This window comes from Phycisphaerae bacterium, assembly GCA_041652575.1.
Classification (GTDB): domain Bacteria; phylum Planctomycetota; class Phycisphaerae; order Sedimentisphaerales; family UBA12454; genus UBA12454.
Map to the genome: position 1 here is coordinate 40,304 of JBAZHC010000012.1, position 15,364 is coordinate 55,667.

Annotated in this window: 8 protein-coding genes; 1 reads left to right on the forward strand and 7 read right to left on the reverse strand. The window is 45.3% G+C overall.

Going from position 1 to position 15,364, the window contains the following annotated elements; genetic code table 11:
• Positions 1-69: 69 nt before the first annotated feature.
• The 6 genes from WC496_09460 to WC496_09485 all read right to left on the reverse strand — a co-directional run bounded on the left by WC496_09460 (position 70) and on the right by WC496_09485 (position 11,253).
• A complete protein-coding gene (locus tag WC496_09460) occupies positions 70-3,759 on the reverse strand; it encodes an efflux RND transporter permease subunit (GenBank protein ID MFA5293247.1) in 3,690 nt (1,229 codons plus the stop codon).
• Between the two features lie 21 nt (positions 3,760-3,780).
• A complete protein-coding gene (locus tag WC496_09465; protein MFA5293248.1) occupies positions 3,781-4,074 on the reverse strand; it encodes a YHS domain-containing protein in 294 nt (97 codons plus the stop codon).
• A gap of 19 nt (positions 4,075-4,093) precedes the next feature.
• Positions 4,094-5,545 (reverse strand): efflux RND transporter periplasmic adaptor subunit, encoded by a 1,452-nt coding sequence (locus tag WC496_09470; GenBank protein MFA5293249.1) that lies wholly within the window; start codon positions 5,543-5,545, stop codon positions 4,094-4,096.
• 25 nt (positions 5,546-5,570) lie between these two features.
• Positions 5,571-6,821 (reverse strand): TolC family protein, encoded by a 1,251-nt coding sequence (locus tag WC496_09475; protein ID MFA5293250.1) that lies wholly within the window; start codon positions 6,819-6,821, stop codon positions 5,571-5,573.
• Between the two features lie 158 nt (positions 6,822-6,979).
• The gene (locus tag WC496_09480; protein ID MFA5293251.1) at positions 6,980-9,094 is read right to left on the reverse strand and encodes a sodium:solute symporter family protein; all 2,115 of its coding nucleotides are present in this window, start codon (positions 9,092-9,094) and stop codon (positions 6,980-6,982) included.
• A 38-nt stretch (positions 9,095-9,132) separates the two neighbouring features.
• A complete protein-coding gene (locus WC496_09485) occupies positions 9,133-11,253 on the reverse strand; it encodes a sodium:solute symporter family protein (GenBank protein ID MFA5293252.1) in 2,121 nt (706 codons plus the stop codon).
• Positions 11,254-11,478: 225 nt separating this feature from the next.
• On the opposite strand from WC496_09485, the gene WC496_09490 reads away from it, so the two are divergent.
• On the forward strand, positions 11,479-13,806 hold the full coding sequence (locus WC496_09490) for a glycoside hydrolase family 95 protein (protein MFA5293253.1): 2,328 nt from the start codon (positions 11,479-11,481) through the stop codon (positions 13,804-13,806).
• 5 nt (positions 13,807-13,811) lie between these two features.
• Here WC496_09490 and WC496_09495 read toward each other — a convergent pair whose 3' ends face one another.
• Entirely contained in the window at positions 13,812-15,281 is a 1,470-nt protein-coding gene (locus WC496_09495; protein ID MFA5293254.1) for a hypothetical protein, read from the reverse strand.
• Between the last annotated feature and the right edge of the window lie 83 nt (positions 15,282-15,364).

Here is a 15,364-nt window from a genome sequence, read left to right on the forward strand (position 1 = left end):
AATTGCGTACTGTTCCCTTATTTCTCATTGTTTTAATGAGTTGGTGCCATTTTTAGTAAATTTTCAAAGTTATTTTGATTTGAGATTTTTTTCTTTTAGCATGCAGTACAGAACCGGCACAATCAGCATAGTAAGAATCTCGATGCTCATTCCGCCAAAGGATGGAATCGCCATGGGAATCATAATATCGGCTCCTCGGCCTGTCGATGTCAGCACTGGCAGCAGGGCGAGTATGGTAGTGGCCGTTGTCATAAGACATGGCCGGATTCTGCGATTGCCTGCCTTTATTACGGCCTGTCGGATATCCCTGATATTTTCAGGTTTCAATTTTTTGAAAGACTGCTCAATGTAAGTACACATTACTACGCCATCGTCTGAAGCTATGCCGAATAATGCCAAAAACCCAACCCATATAGCTACGCTCATATTAATCGGATGAATCTGGAAAAGTTCACGCAGCGACTGGCCGAAAACGCTGAAGTTCAGGAACCAGCTCTGATTGTAGCACCATATCATCAAAAAACCGCCTCCCCATGCGACTATAATGCCGGAGAAGACAAGCATACTTGTCATAACGGATTTGAACTGCAGATAAAGAATCAGGAAAATTACAAAAAGAGCCAGAGGCACGACCACTGACAGAGTTTTCTGGGCACGTATCTGACTTTCATAAGTACCTGCGAAATTGTAGCTGACGCCTTTTGGGATAATTAATTGTCCGGCATCAATTTTATCTTTGAGAAATTTTTTGCACTGCTCAACAACATCGACTTCGGCGTATTGCGGCTTTTTATCGAACAAAACATAACCGGTAAGAAAGGTATCCTCGCTTTTTATTTCCTGCGGGCCGCGGACGTATTGTATGTCCGCAAGCTGGATAAGCGGGATTTGCGCGCCGTTGGCTGCGGGCACGAGAATCCTGCCGAGTGTTTCTATCGAATCGCGAAGTTCTCGCATATACCTGACGCGAACCGGATATCTCTCTCTGCCTTCGACGGTAGTCGTAAGCATATCGCCGCCTATTGCCACTTCGATAACATCCTGAACCTGGCGAATGGAAATGCCGTACCTTGCAATCGCCCGGCGGTCTATGTTAATTTCCAGATAAGGTTTTCCGACGATTCTGTCGGCGATGACGGTCGATGCTTCGACGGAAGGGACTTCTTTGAGAAGATTTTCGATGTCAAAGCCGACTTTTTCAATAGTGTCCAGGTCAGGCCCTTTGACTTTAATGCCCATCGGAGCACGCATACCGCTTTGCAGCATAACTATACGCGCGGCAATCGGCTGAAGTTTGGGCGCACTTGTCGTGCCGGGGACTTGAGCGGCATTTACGATTTCGTGCCAGATATCATCAGGCGATTTTATATTGTCTCGCCACTGTCGATACGGCCTTCCGTTTCTATCAGGTATAAGATTGCCGTCCTTATCACGTGCGAATTGTTTTGTTTTTTTATCGTATCTGAAACTGATTCTCCTGCCGTCCTTGTCGAGGATGTACTCGGATTTATAGTTAATAACAGTTTCAATCATTGAAACAGGAGCAGGGTCGAGAGGGGATTCCGCTCTGCCTATTTTACCGACGACGGTGTCAATTTCCGGAATGGAATTAATGGCGACATCCTGTTTTTGAATTATATCCAGAGCCTCGCCCAGAGATGCGTGCGGCATAGTGGTTGGCATATATAGAAACGAGCCTTCATCCAGCGACGGCATAAATTCCTTGCCCAGGCCCGACCAGATAAATCCGCCGAGAATTATTATAAGCAGCGGAACCGATAAAAATTTTAATTTATTTTCAAGGCACCAGTTGAGAATTAAAGGATAGTATTTTTGGAAGAAATGGAAGAACAAAAGCAAACCGCCGATTAGAACAACTACAAAAATAATGTTTAAAATCGTACCTTTTGCCGGCCCCAGCGGCAGCCAGTCTAATGTAAGAATTATGCCCACCAGCGCTATCGCGAAAACATTGGCGATGAGGACGCTTTTGGAAGATTGTGTTTGCGAACTTTGGCGTCCTTTGACGAGATAATAAATTCCGATGACGACAATAACCAGACCGAGCCAAAATCCAATCACAAAACCTGCCGCGATGCCGGCGGCTACGACACAGCCGGCCAATAGGTAACGGGCCCACTGTTTTATCCGGGCCTTTTTCGTGAATAGTATATGCGCAGCGGACGGGATAATGGTCAGGGCGATAATGATTGAAGATATAAGGGCGAATGTTTTGGTAAAGGCCAAAGGCTTGAAGAGTTTGCCCTCAGAGCCGGTCATAAAAAAGACCGGCAGGAAACCGACAACGGTAGTGGCTACGGCGGTAAGAACTGCGCTGCCGACTTCGTATGAAGCGTTAAAAACAACTTCCAGCTTATTGTCTTCTGGTTTGGCTTCATTAAGATGATTCAAAATATTTTCACATATAATTATGCCCATATCGACGATTGTGCCGATTGCGATTGCGATGCCGGAAAGGGAAACGATATTGGCGTCGACGCCGAAAGTTTTCATCGCGATAAAGCACATCAGCACCGCCAGCGGCATCATCGAACTTATCAGTATCGAACTGCGAAGGTGCATAAGCATTATGATAACGACAATAATAGTTATCAACACTTCCTGTCTGACGGCCGTTTCGAGAGTTCCAAGCGTTTCGTAAATAAGGCCTGTACGGTCGTAGTATGGCACAACCCTGATTTGTGATACCGTTCCGTCGGCGAGTGTTTTTTTTGGCAGGCCGGGTGCAATTTCCGCAATTTTTGCTTTTACGTTTTTGATGGCCTGGAGAGGATTGAAACCGTACCTTACGACAACGACGCCTCCGACAGCTTCGCCGCCGGCTTTATCGAGCGCGCCCCTGCGAAGGGCCGGGCCGTAAGAAACTTTTGCTATGTTTTTGACATATATGGGTACACGGTCATTGACTTTTATGACTGTGTTTTCGATATCTGAAAGTTTCTTTATGAAGCCGAGTCCTCGAATTATATATTCGACTTTGTTTATCTCTATGGTTCGTGCACCGACATCGACATTGGAAGCTTTAACCGCCATAAAAATATCTTCAAGTGAAACTTTATAGGCTCTCATCGCGTCAGGGTCGGCATCGATTTGATATTCTTTTACGAATCCGCCGATGGAGGCCTCTTCGCTTATTCCTTCGGCGCCGAGCAGAGCGTAACGGACGAGCCAATCCTGAGCGGTTCTAAGTTCTTCAAGGTCCCATCCGCCTGTCGGGTTGCCTTTTTCATCCTGTCCTTCGAGAGTGTACCAGAAAATCTGACCCAGTGCCGTCGCGTCCGGCCCGAGCATAGGCTGAACGCCCTGCGGCAAAGTGTTTGCGGGCAGTGAATTCAGTTTTTCGAGAACCCTGCTCCTCGACCAGTAAAAAACTATCTTCTCATTAAAGATTATATAGATGCTCGAAAAGCCGAACATCGAATAGCTGCGGACGGTTTTTACGCCGGGCACGCCCATAAGAGCGGTAGTCAGCGGATATGTAATCTGGTCGTCGACATCTTTGGGCGAACGGCCGGGCCAATCGGTAAATACTATCTGCTGGTTCTCGCCTATATCAGGAATCGCATCTACAGCGACAGGATCTCTGGGCAAAAACCCAAGTTTCCAATCGAAAGGAGCAACGTGCAGCCCCCAGAGGATTATAAACGCGGCAAGAAGGGCGACTACGAGCTTGTTTTCCAGACAGAAGCGAATAACACCGGCAATTATTCCGGTCGGCTTTGGGTTAGTCTCGTTCATTATGTATCGTCTCGTAAGATTTTATTTTTTAAACTGCGGCAGTTTTGCGATATATTTTTCCGGGTCTTTCTCAAATTCTCCCTTGCATTGCGCACAGCAGAAATAAACTTTTTTGCCCTGATATTCGACGAATATATCCTTGTCGATGGGGCCTTCCATTACAGGACACATTGTTTGTTCAATTTCCGCCGAGGCAATTGTATTAGCTTCTGTTGCCGGTGCGGGCGGAGCGACAGGTTCCGTTTTCTTCTGGCAGCCGACTATTACGAGCAGACAAACTGCTATTAACAGCGTTAGTGCTTTTTTACTGTTCATTTTTCTATCCTTTCAAAAATTAATGCTGATGACCGGCGGGCATTGGTTTTTCCATACCTTCCGGGCTCATCATACTTGGTTTGGCTTGTATCTGAAGGTCGGCGTCAATCTTGAAATTGCCGTTTGTAACGACAGACTCGCCCTGCGACAGGCCTTCTTTAACGATATAGTAATCGCCTGCCCGAGGGCCTAAAACGACTTCTCTGCCTTCGAACGAAGGTTTGTTTGGGTCGGGCGATCTGACATATACAACAGCTCTTTTTCCGGTTATAAGCGGTGCGGTCGCGGGAATTACCAGCGGTGCAAATTCAGGGTTCTGCGCACTTACATAACCGAGGGTTTCAGTTTTGACCAAATTCATTCCGCATATATCACATTGTCCGCTTGTTTCCTTTACGACCGATGGATGCATCGGGCAAATCCATTTTCCCACCATATTGGGGTCCATAATATTGCCGCCCATAGCGACTTTCGACCTCACGACGGCGCGGACGAACATTTCAGGTTTTAATTTTCCATCGGGATTTTGTACATTTACTCTTAATTTTATAGTTCTGGTTTGAGGGTCTAAAACAGGAGATATGAAGCTTATGACTCCTTTGAATATTTCTCCCGGATATGCTTCGGTGGTGAATTCGACTTCCTGTCCGTATCTGAGCCAGACCAAATCTGATTCGTAAGCGTCGAGCTTGACCCACACCTCCGACAAATCGGCAATAGTGTAAATTTTCGTTCCGGTATCGATATACATTCCCTGGTTGGCGTTCTTTTCAATCACTATTCCGCCGATAGGCGAAGTTATAGTTACATGGTCGGTCGGCCGACCGGTCTTTTCGACTTCCTGAATTTGCTCGCTGGTCAATCCCAATAGACGCAGTTTTTCCCTTGTAGCGTTCAGTGTCTCGTTAGCCGAGCGAACCATCATTTCAGAACTGTCCGGCTTGAGTTTTTTTTGCGATTGTGCGGCCTGCAGCAGTTCAGCCTGAGCGCTGATAAGCTGGGGGCTGTAAAGATAGACCATGTGGTCGCCTTTTGAAACCACTATGCCTGTAAAATCAACATATAATCTGTCGATTCTGCCGGGCACCCACGCCGTAATATATTTTATTTTCGATTCGTCGTAATCGACTTTGCCGAACATTCTGATTTGAGTTTCTACGAATTTTCTTTCAACAGGAGTTGTTTGTATGTCCATCAGTTTTAAAGCTTCGTTTGAAAAAGAGATTTCTCTTTTCGCCGCACCAGGATTTTCCTGATTTACGGGTACGAGATTCATTCCGCAGAGAGGGCACTTCCCCGGATTTGGCTGATGGATTTGAGGATGCATTGAACATGTCCACCATTGCTCTTTAGCCTGCCCGGTTTGCTGGGATACGGATGTCTCGGTTTTCTTTGAGCTGCTTATAAATCCCTTGGACAAAAAACCTGCGAGGAAAACTATTATCAGTATGATTATTGTTTTTCTTTTCATTTTTTTATTTCCTGTCGTCGAAATTTTAATTCAGCGGGACTCCGGCCAGCATTTCCATTTCCGCGATTTTTTGCTGATTATCCGTCAGCAGCCTGCGATAGTCGAGGTTGTATTGCAGCAGAATACGCTGAGAATCGATAAGTGAAAGAAAATCGACCGTTCCCGACCTGTAAGCCGCTTCCGATGCGTTTACAAGCTCTTCGGATTTCGGAATAATATCGCCGTAGAGATTTATTTTTCTCTGGGTTTCTTCTATTTCATATAAAACCGCTGCGACCTGAGCGGTTAAATTGTTTTCAGTATTAATTTTTTGCCAGGTAATTTTTCTTTCATTCATTTTCGCCTGCATCTCGGCGGCTTTATAGCTGTCTCGCCACAATGGAATGTTCATCTGGAAAACAAGGGCGACGGAATCATGGCCGCTATTTCCGCCGCTTTTATCGAATTGAGTCCACTCGACTCCCAATCCTATATCGGGATAAAATTTCTTTTGCGCGAGTTTGATTTCATTTTTCGCCGATTCAATCATCCATTTTAATTCGGCAATTTCAGGATTTTTTTCTTTGAGCGAATTTATCAGTTGATTGTAATCAATCGTGAGTTTGGATATAACAGGCGTCTGCGGCCAATCGAGGCCGTCCTGAGCAGGGCGGTTGAGTATCGCGTTTAGTCTGGCGGTCTGGGGTTTTTTAAATTCGCTAAGACTGGTGAGAATTTCATCGAGTCTGGCAAGCTCAATCTGCGCCCTTATCACATCGGGATGAGTACCTGCGGCTGTGGTATATTTTGTAAGAGCAATCTGCTCGAAATTTTTAATCAGTTCTAAATTCTGCTGTGCGATATCGATGGCGTCCTTTAGATATAGAAATTCAAAGAACTCTTTTTTAACCTGCCAGTTAAGTTTGAGTTTTGCCGCTTCGAATCTCTGCCTCGCGGCTTTTGCCATTGCCGAAGCGGAATCCGTTTGTGCCTCTATTTTTCCTATCCAGGGAAAAGTTTGCATAATGGAAGCCATCTGACCCATCTGCATATCAGACTGGCGGACATATTTGCCATAACTGAACTGCGGGTCGGGAAGGGCTTTGGCCTGCGGGATTTGCTCTAAAGAGGCTTTCCATTCCTCGAATTTGGATTTCAGCTCGGCGTTATTAAGCGATGCGAAGGTTAAGTAATCCCCTAAAGTTTTAAGACTGTTGGAATCGGGCGAATTGACATCAGCAATACTGATTTGGCTCAAAATCGCTAATACTAAAAACCCCAATATTCTACTATTCATATCCACTCCATAGGAATACTTCTATGTTGTACAATTAAAATACGCTGGCATCAAGAGAATGTTCCCGCTCTAAGATAATTTTATATATATTAATATCGGAAAGAAACGGGAGTTTTCCTTAGAGTTGTTTTTTTATTAACTTTTTTGTATTACTGGTGTTATGTCGCAATCATTCTAATCAGTCCCCAGAATGCGGCCATAATGCCGATTGTAAGTGCGGTGCTGATGATAAAACCCCAAAAATCTTCTTTTGTCCATTTGCAGAATTCCCAGTCGGAGTTAGGGAATAATTTAGTATGGTCAAACCTTGTCGGATTGTCGTAGCTTTTCTGAAGTTCTGCATTATCTAATTGGCGGTCCGCGATAACTCGAGTTTTCATTTTGACATAGAACCGGGCGATGTTTTCTTCCAGCCCTTTATTTTTTGTAAATAAACTTACCGGGATAAGAATAATATACGGCAGAAACGAAGCAACGAGGTATCGTATCGTCAACAGCATAGATGGTTTCATTTCCTGCAGGTTCAGCCCAATTGTTTTGGCGATTATAAGTTCGGTATGCAGTCTGCCTATACCTGTCATCGGGGAGTTTGCGTCATCCGGATTGCTTCTCGCCACTGAATCGTAATATATACTTACAGGATGAATGATAAATTCCTTTTTTATTTTTTGTCCTGCTTGAATCGCGATTCCCTTTTCAACATCTTCCTGTTTGGCCGGCAAATTCCGTATAACAGTCTGTTCGCTGGTTTGCTGAGTGAGCCATTTTAATTGTTTGACTGAATCGAACTTAGTTAATACCTCCGGCAGGATTGCGAAGAGTATCGTGGTGATTATTACCTGTGCATATACGGCCGGCAGGGTCAGGCGTTTCCAAAACAGCATCAGCAATACCGGTGCCCCGAATATAATCATTAATGAAGGCATCATAACAATTACATTGATAACACTGCTGGTGTTTACAGATACATAAATCCCGAGCAGGAGAACGCCGACAATGGAAATTCTCGATATGTTGATGTAATGTTTCTCGTTTTTGTTTTTGACGAATGGCTTATACAAATGACGAACGAATAATGCCGAAAGGTAAACGCATACGCCGGCCAGTGTGGACATATTTGCCGCAAGAATTCCCGCTATCATAAAACCCCGCGATCCCACGCCGAGCAGGTTATTGCTCATCACGCCCCATGCGGCATCCGGGTCGGAGACCGAATCCTTGTAGAGTGCATACGCAAGCAGGCCGCAAAAGGCCCACATTATTGTCAGAACTCGTTTAGTATAAGCACCGCCTATGTTGCCGATTCGAGCGGTAAGTTCATCTTTTGCCGAACCGTTGTTGGACATATTTCCCTGATGGCCCGCCATGCCTATGATAGAAACCAGTGTAAGCGCCGCGATGGAATTCCAGGAAAATTCATCTAAGCCTGAACCGAAAATCTCTAACATATGGTCCGGTATATTTGCTGAAAATGCTCCCCAGCCGCCGAGTTTTGCCAGTGCAATAGGAATCAGCATGGCCGAAAATACGAAAATGAGAATTCCCTGTATCAGGTCGTTCCAGATGGTCGCTTCAAGACCTCCCATTATTACATACATACCTACAAAAACTGTATAAAGAATATAAAACCAGGTGGCATCGGTGTAAGATATATATGCGCTTATCTGGTTCTTTTTGTACATACTGTCCAGAATCTGATATCTCGAATGCTGCTCATCGGTGAGTTTCTTCTCCTTATAAAGATTGTTGAGCTGGCGGTATTCCTGATGCAGCTCTACTTTTTGCTTTTCTGCAGCGGAATATTTTTCGTCCGGTTTTATTGTCATTGCCTCAAAGGTGCGAAGCGAGGTTTTGTAGCCGACGCCGATGATAATTACGCTCAGCCAGATACCGACACAGGCATAGATAGAGGCCATGAATTTGCTTTTGAAGCGTTCCTCGAAAAGCTCGGCCATAGTAATCAGCCGAACGCGTCTGAACCAGCCCGCCATAAACCAGTAATAAGGCCCGGTAAAGATGCCAATCAGCATAAGCCATACGCCGCCGAGTCCTTTGTTGAAGGCGAAACTGGCGGTTCTTACCGCGCTGTTGGCGTCGACGACGGTACTCATATTAAGGAAATACTGAAGGATTTTGCCGACGGTCCTGCCGGCCATAAAAAAGTCTTCTTCGGTGTGTATTTTTTTGGAAGTTCTTTTGCCAATGTAGGTGATAACTGCCAGGTAAATCGCAATCGTCAACACGTCAATTGGATGGAAACCAAAAATATCCAATTTACACCTTTCACTCGTGGTTTCTTATGGAGAACGGATTAAAGCATTTTAATCAACAGCCAGAAAGTTCCTAATATACCGACTGTCAGAGCCAGGCTCAGGAAGAAGCCCCAGGTATCTTCCCAGTTCCACTTGCAGAATTCCCAACTGGACTTCGGGAACAGTTTCGTATGGTCGAAACGTGTCGGGTCCGCATAGCTTTTCTCGAGTTCGGCCTTGTCCAGTTCATGGTCGGCGATAACCTTGGTTTTCATCTTGACGTAGAACCGGGCTATATTTTCTTCCAGTCCTTTATTGCGGGTAAGGAGACTTATCGGTATCAGAATAAGAAACGGCAGAAACGTGTCGACAAGATATCTTATCGTCAGCAGGGCGGAAGGTTTCATATCCTTCAGGTTAAAACCAATCGCTTTGGCTATGACGAGTTCTGTGTTTATCCTGCCGATGCCGGCCATTGGCGAATTTGCATCGTCCGGATTGCTCCTTGCGACCTTATCGAAGAATATACTTTTAGCGGGAATAATAAGTTCTTTTCTTATCTTTTTCCCGACCTCGGGAGCAAGACCCAACTCGACGTCTTTTTCAGTAGCCGGCGCATTTTGTATAGCTGTCTTTTCTTTGGTTTGCTGAGTCAGCCATTTTGATTGATTAATAGCATCGAACTTGGGTAATAATCCCGGCAGAATTCCGAATATAAGGGCGCAGATGATTACCTGTACATATACGGCCTTTAGCGTCAGACGTTTCCAGAACAGCAGAAGCATTATCGGCGCTCCGAAGATGACATTCAGTGAAGGAAGCATTTTAAGTATATCGAGGATGCCGCCGCTTGCCACTGCGACATAAATAGAAAGCAGCAGGATGCCGGCAATTGAAACTCTCGATACATTAACATAGTGCCTCTCGGACATGTTTTGCATGAATGGTTTGTACAAATGCCGAACGAATAATGCGGACAGATATATGGAGACGCCGGCTACAGTTGACATATTTGCCGCCAGAATGCCCGCTATCATAATGCCTCGCAGGCCGACGCCAAGCAGATTGTTGCTCATTACGCCCCATGCGGTATCGGGGTCGGAGATTGAGAATGTGCCTTTGACGCAGAGTGCATATGCAAGCAGGCCGCACATCGCCCACATAATAGTCAGAACACGCTTCGTGTAAGAACCGCCGATATTACCGGTTCTGGCGGTCAGCTCATCCTTGGCTGAACCGTTATTCGACATATTTCCCTGATGTCCGGTAATGCCGATAATATAGTTGGCTACCATATATGCCGCTATTGACCATATAGAGAACTCGTTCAGGCCGGAGCCGAAAAAGTACAGCATATGTTCGGGAACTCTTGCGGAAAATCCGCTCCAGCCTCCCAACTTCACCAGCGCAATAGGTATCATCATTCCTGAAAATATAAGTATCAGGATTCCCTGCAGCATGGTATTCCAGACCGCCGCCTGAAGTCCTCCCATTATTACGTATGCACCCATAAATCCTATATAAATCAGGTAGAACCACCATGTTTTGGTGTAAGATATGTAAGCGCTGATTTGGTCTTTTTTGTACATATTATCGAGGGTTTTATATCTTCCAACTTTTTCAGGTTCGAGTTGTTTAGCCTTGTAGAGTTTATCGAGGTCGCCGTATTCCCGAAACATGTCCACCTGTGCTTTTTCTTCCACGGAATATTTTTGGGCCGGCTTGACTGTCATAGCCTGGAATGTTCGGAGTGATATTTTGTTGGCGATACCGATATTGATGACACTCAGCCAGATTCCGACAACAGCATAGATACTTGCCAGAAATTTGCTTTTGAATCGTTCTTCGAAAAGCTCGGCCATTGTAACGAGCCTGACACGCCTGAACCAGCCTGCCAGAAACCAGTAGTAAGGGCCTGTAAGAATAGGAGCCAGCAGCAGCCAGACGCCGCCGAGTCCTTTGCTGAAAGCGGCAGCGGCGGTATTTACGGCCTGACCGGCATCAGTTATCGTGCTCATGTTCATGAAGAATTGGAACACTTTGCCGACACCGCGGCCGGCCAAAAAGAAGTCTTCCTGATTGTGTACTTTAGAGGTGCTTCGTTTTCCAATGTAGGTGATAATTGCCAGGTATGCTACGATTATCAAAATATCTATAATGTTGAATCCAACGATATTCATCCTGATATTCCTTTCATTCGGGTCGTAGAATGGTGTATCCTGATTAAACCTAAGACCATATCAGGAAAAGCATTATATGTCCACCAGAAAACCGCGCAAAAAAGAACGTCATATCGCGCAAATTTCGCGGGAAAATCTTGACAGATGATGATATAACCTGAAAAATACAAGTGCATTGAAAGTAAAGAGAGCTAAGGAGCAATGAATTGTTCGGGAGCAATATAGATGAGAACTTTTCCTTGTGTTTTGATATTGATTGTAATATTCCTGCCTTTGTGTCTTGTCAATGCCGCTGATTGTGATGGAGTGCCAATGATATTGTTTTACGACACCCCTGCCGCCGAATGGGTACAGGCAATCCCGATAGGCAACGGCCGAATTGGAGCGATGGTTTTCGGCAGAACGGCCGACGAACTGATTCAGTTCAACGAGGATACTTTCTGGGCAGAAGGGCCTTACGACCCTGTCAATCCCAATGCCCTGGATATGCTGCCGCAGGCGAGAAACCTTGTCTTCGAAGGCAAGGCAAAAGAAGCACAGGATTTAATCAATCAAAATATGATGGCTGTTCCGCCAAAACAGGCGGCGTATCAGCCCGCAGGATTATTAAATCTCACATTCGGCGGACATCAGCAGGTTACGGATTATCGCAGGGGGCTCGATTTGAGTACCGCGGTAACAACGGTTGAGTATAAAGTTGGTGATGTAACATTTAAACGGCAGATATTCAGTACGCCGATTGACCAGGTTACAGTTATTCATCTTTCGGCTGATAAGCCGGGGATGATAAATTTCATCGCTGATTTTAATGCTATGCAGGACAAAAAGAAAATTGAAATTATCGGAGACGATACTATTGCGCTTGAAGTTTACGGCGCACCGTCTAACAGTGTTGATGGCAAATTGAGATGCCATTCGCGAGTAAAAGTCATTACACAAAAAGGCAAAGTCAGGCTCGAAAATAATAAATTGCATATCGAAGGGGCAGATTCGGCAACTTTGTTTTTGGCGTCAGCGACAAATTATATTAACTATAAAGACGTTAGCGGCAATCCGGAGGCAATCGTGGAAAAACAGCTTAAAGCCGCATCGAAGAGGCCTCTTGAAAAAATACTGTCCGACCATATCAGCGAATACCAGAAACTTTTCAATCGCGTTCGGCTTGATTTCGGCACAACAGATGCGGCCCAATTAGCAACGGATGTGAGAATAAAAGGTTTTGCCGCAAATAGAGACCCGCAGCTTGTCGCGATGTATTTTCAGTTCGCCCGTTACCTGCTTATTTCATGTTCGAGGCCGGGCGGCCAGCCTGCTAACTTACAGGGATTATGGAATGACAGCGTTAAACCGCCATGGTCGAGTAAATATACAATCAATATTAATACGGAAATGAATTACTGGCCGGCCGAGCCGACAAATCTGTCTGAATGCGGCGAGCCTTTATTCGCTATGATTAAGGATATTGCAGTAACAGGCCGCAGAACCGCGGAAATAAATTACGGCGCCGGCGGCTGGGTTTGTCATCATAATACCGATTTGTGGCGGGCGACAGGGCCGATTGACAGTGCGTTTTATGGTTTCTGGCCCAGCGGCGGGGCGTGGCTTTGTCAGCATTTGTGGTATCACTACGAATACACAGGCGATAAGGAATTTCTTAAAAAATATTATCCGGTAATGAAAGGGGCGGCGCAATTTGTTGTCGATACACTCGTCGAACATCCGAGATATCACTGGCTCGTTACCTGTCCTTCGATGTCGCCTGAAAATAAAATTTTCGACGATATAAGCATCTGCGCGGGCCCGACTATGGATATGCAGATTATTCGCGACCTGTTCAATAACTGCATCAGGGCTTCGCGGATACTCGGCATCGACGAAGGTTTTCGAAAAGTTCTCGAGGATGAAGTCGGCAAACTCGCTCCGATGCAGATTGGCAAACACGGCCAGTTGCAGGAATGGCTCGAAGACGTTGACGGCCCCGAAGAACATCATCGCCACGTTTCGCATTTGTACGGCCTTTTCCCGAGCAGCCAGATAAGCAAAGACCAAACGCCCGAACTTTTCGCGGCGGCCCGCAAATCTCTTGAGATACGCGGCGACGGCGGCACAGGCTGGTCGATGGCGTGGAAGGTTAATTTCTGGGCAAGACTGCAGGACGGCGACCACGCCTTTAAAATGCTGACAAATCTTATTTCAACCGGCACATATCCGAATATGTTCGATGCTCATCCGCCGTTTCAGATTGACGGCAACTTCGGCGGGGCAAGCGGAATTACCGAAATGCTGATGCAGTCTTACTCGAAGATTGATGGCAAAAATCTTTCAGGCGAAATTTATTTATTGCCCGCTCTGCCGTCTGCACTGCCGAGCGGCTCTGTAAAAGGTCTTCGTGCACGCGGCGGCTTTGAAGTAAATATCGAATGGAAAAACGGGAAACTTATTCAGGCGGAAATAAAGTCTCTTCTCGGAAATGATTTGACAATCCGTTATAGTGATAAAATTGTTGAAACAAAGACCGTTAAAGGCAGAACATATATTTACGATGAAAAATAAGTAAGCTATGGATTATATTGCATTAGCCAGTTTTCTGCCATCGCTGCGAATTCGAGAAAATTAACCGTGCAGTCATCGTCGATATCCATATCGGCAGTTGCGTCGCAATCGTTTACCAGCCACAGGTCAGAGAAGTAGCCAATGTCTTTTGTGTTGACGGTCTGGTCGATTACAAAATCACCGTAAATTCTGGGTATTGCAGAAACTTCATTTGAATATACGGACGCATTCGAAGATGTATCGACGGCTGTAACAACGTAATAAAATTTTCTTCCATAGATAATATAAATATCCACAAAGTTCGAATCAGTCAGAAGTGTAGTGCCGTTCAATTTGCTGTATCCGGTCCCTGGAGTTAAGGAATGATATATGTTGTAACCTGCCAGGTCGCTTTCGGTATTATCGTCCCAATCAAGTATCACTTTGGTTTCGTTTGCCTCTGCTGTCAAACCTGTCGGTACTGCGGGCGGTGTTATATCAGGTTCGATACCATCTGCACCGGCACCTGCCATAACAATGTTTTTAATCAGGTTTCCAGGATTTAGATTATAGGAATACGGCGGAGTAAAAACTTCACTGTTAGGTATGTAGTGAATACCAGTACAGCCGGAAGTGAAATTTCCCATTGAATATACCAATGCGGATGCGTTTGGTTCGTCAATTGGTTCATCGACCTGGTAGAAATAATTAGATTCGATGCGCAGTTGCGCTTCTTTGCCGGGATGGATGCAATAATCATTTCCGGTGCAGCCGTAATAGTTATTATAGATGTGAACCTGGCCGAAACGGACGCGGGGCATTCTTCCCCTGCATCTTTCAGCCCACCAGTTGTGATGAAAAGTAATATGCAGTTTGCCTCTGTCGCCATATTCGGTGTCAGATGAGCCTATTAGATTGGTAAAGTGGTGGTCAGTATTATAGATTCCTGTTTCGTAGTAGAACTTGCACCATGATACTGTGACAAAGTCGGAAGCGTTGCCGATGTCAATCAGGCCGTCAGGTGAGTTATAGATATTACAATGGTTTATCCAGATATGGTGTGAAGCATCCTGGATTGTGATGCCATCGGTCCATGGGTCTTCAGAGCCTTCATTAGCGTTATAATTGATGTTAAGACGGCTAATAATGATATTGCTCACCCCATTTTTAATATCCAAATGTCCGTAAATCGTCGGAGATGTTCCGATGCCGACAATCGTTTTGTTCGATTTAACATACACGGTATGATTAGAAATGGAAGATAAATCAATAGTCCCGGAAATCTGTATGACATACGGTGTGGAAGATATGGCATAACTGTTAAATGACGCAGCAGTTGTTACAGTGACGGTACTTCCCGCGGCGCCGCCCGTAAGATTGTATGGTGTACCGCTCGTGTCGGATACCGAAGCCCAGCCGTCTGCGGCGAAGGCAGATGATACAAAACAGAACAGGCTGACTAAAACAAGTCCTGTTAACCAAAGTTTCTTTTTCATCACCGGCACCTTTTAAATTAAGCAACAACCTTAATTCTTCTTAGACTTATACGTTATTATACCAAAAATATCGGTTCAAAAAC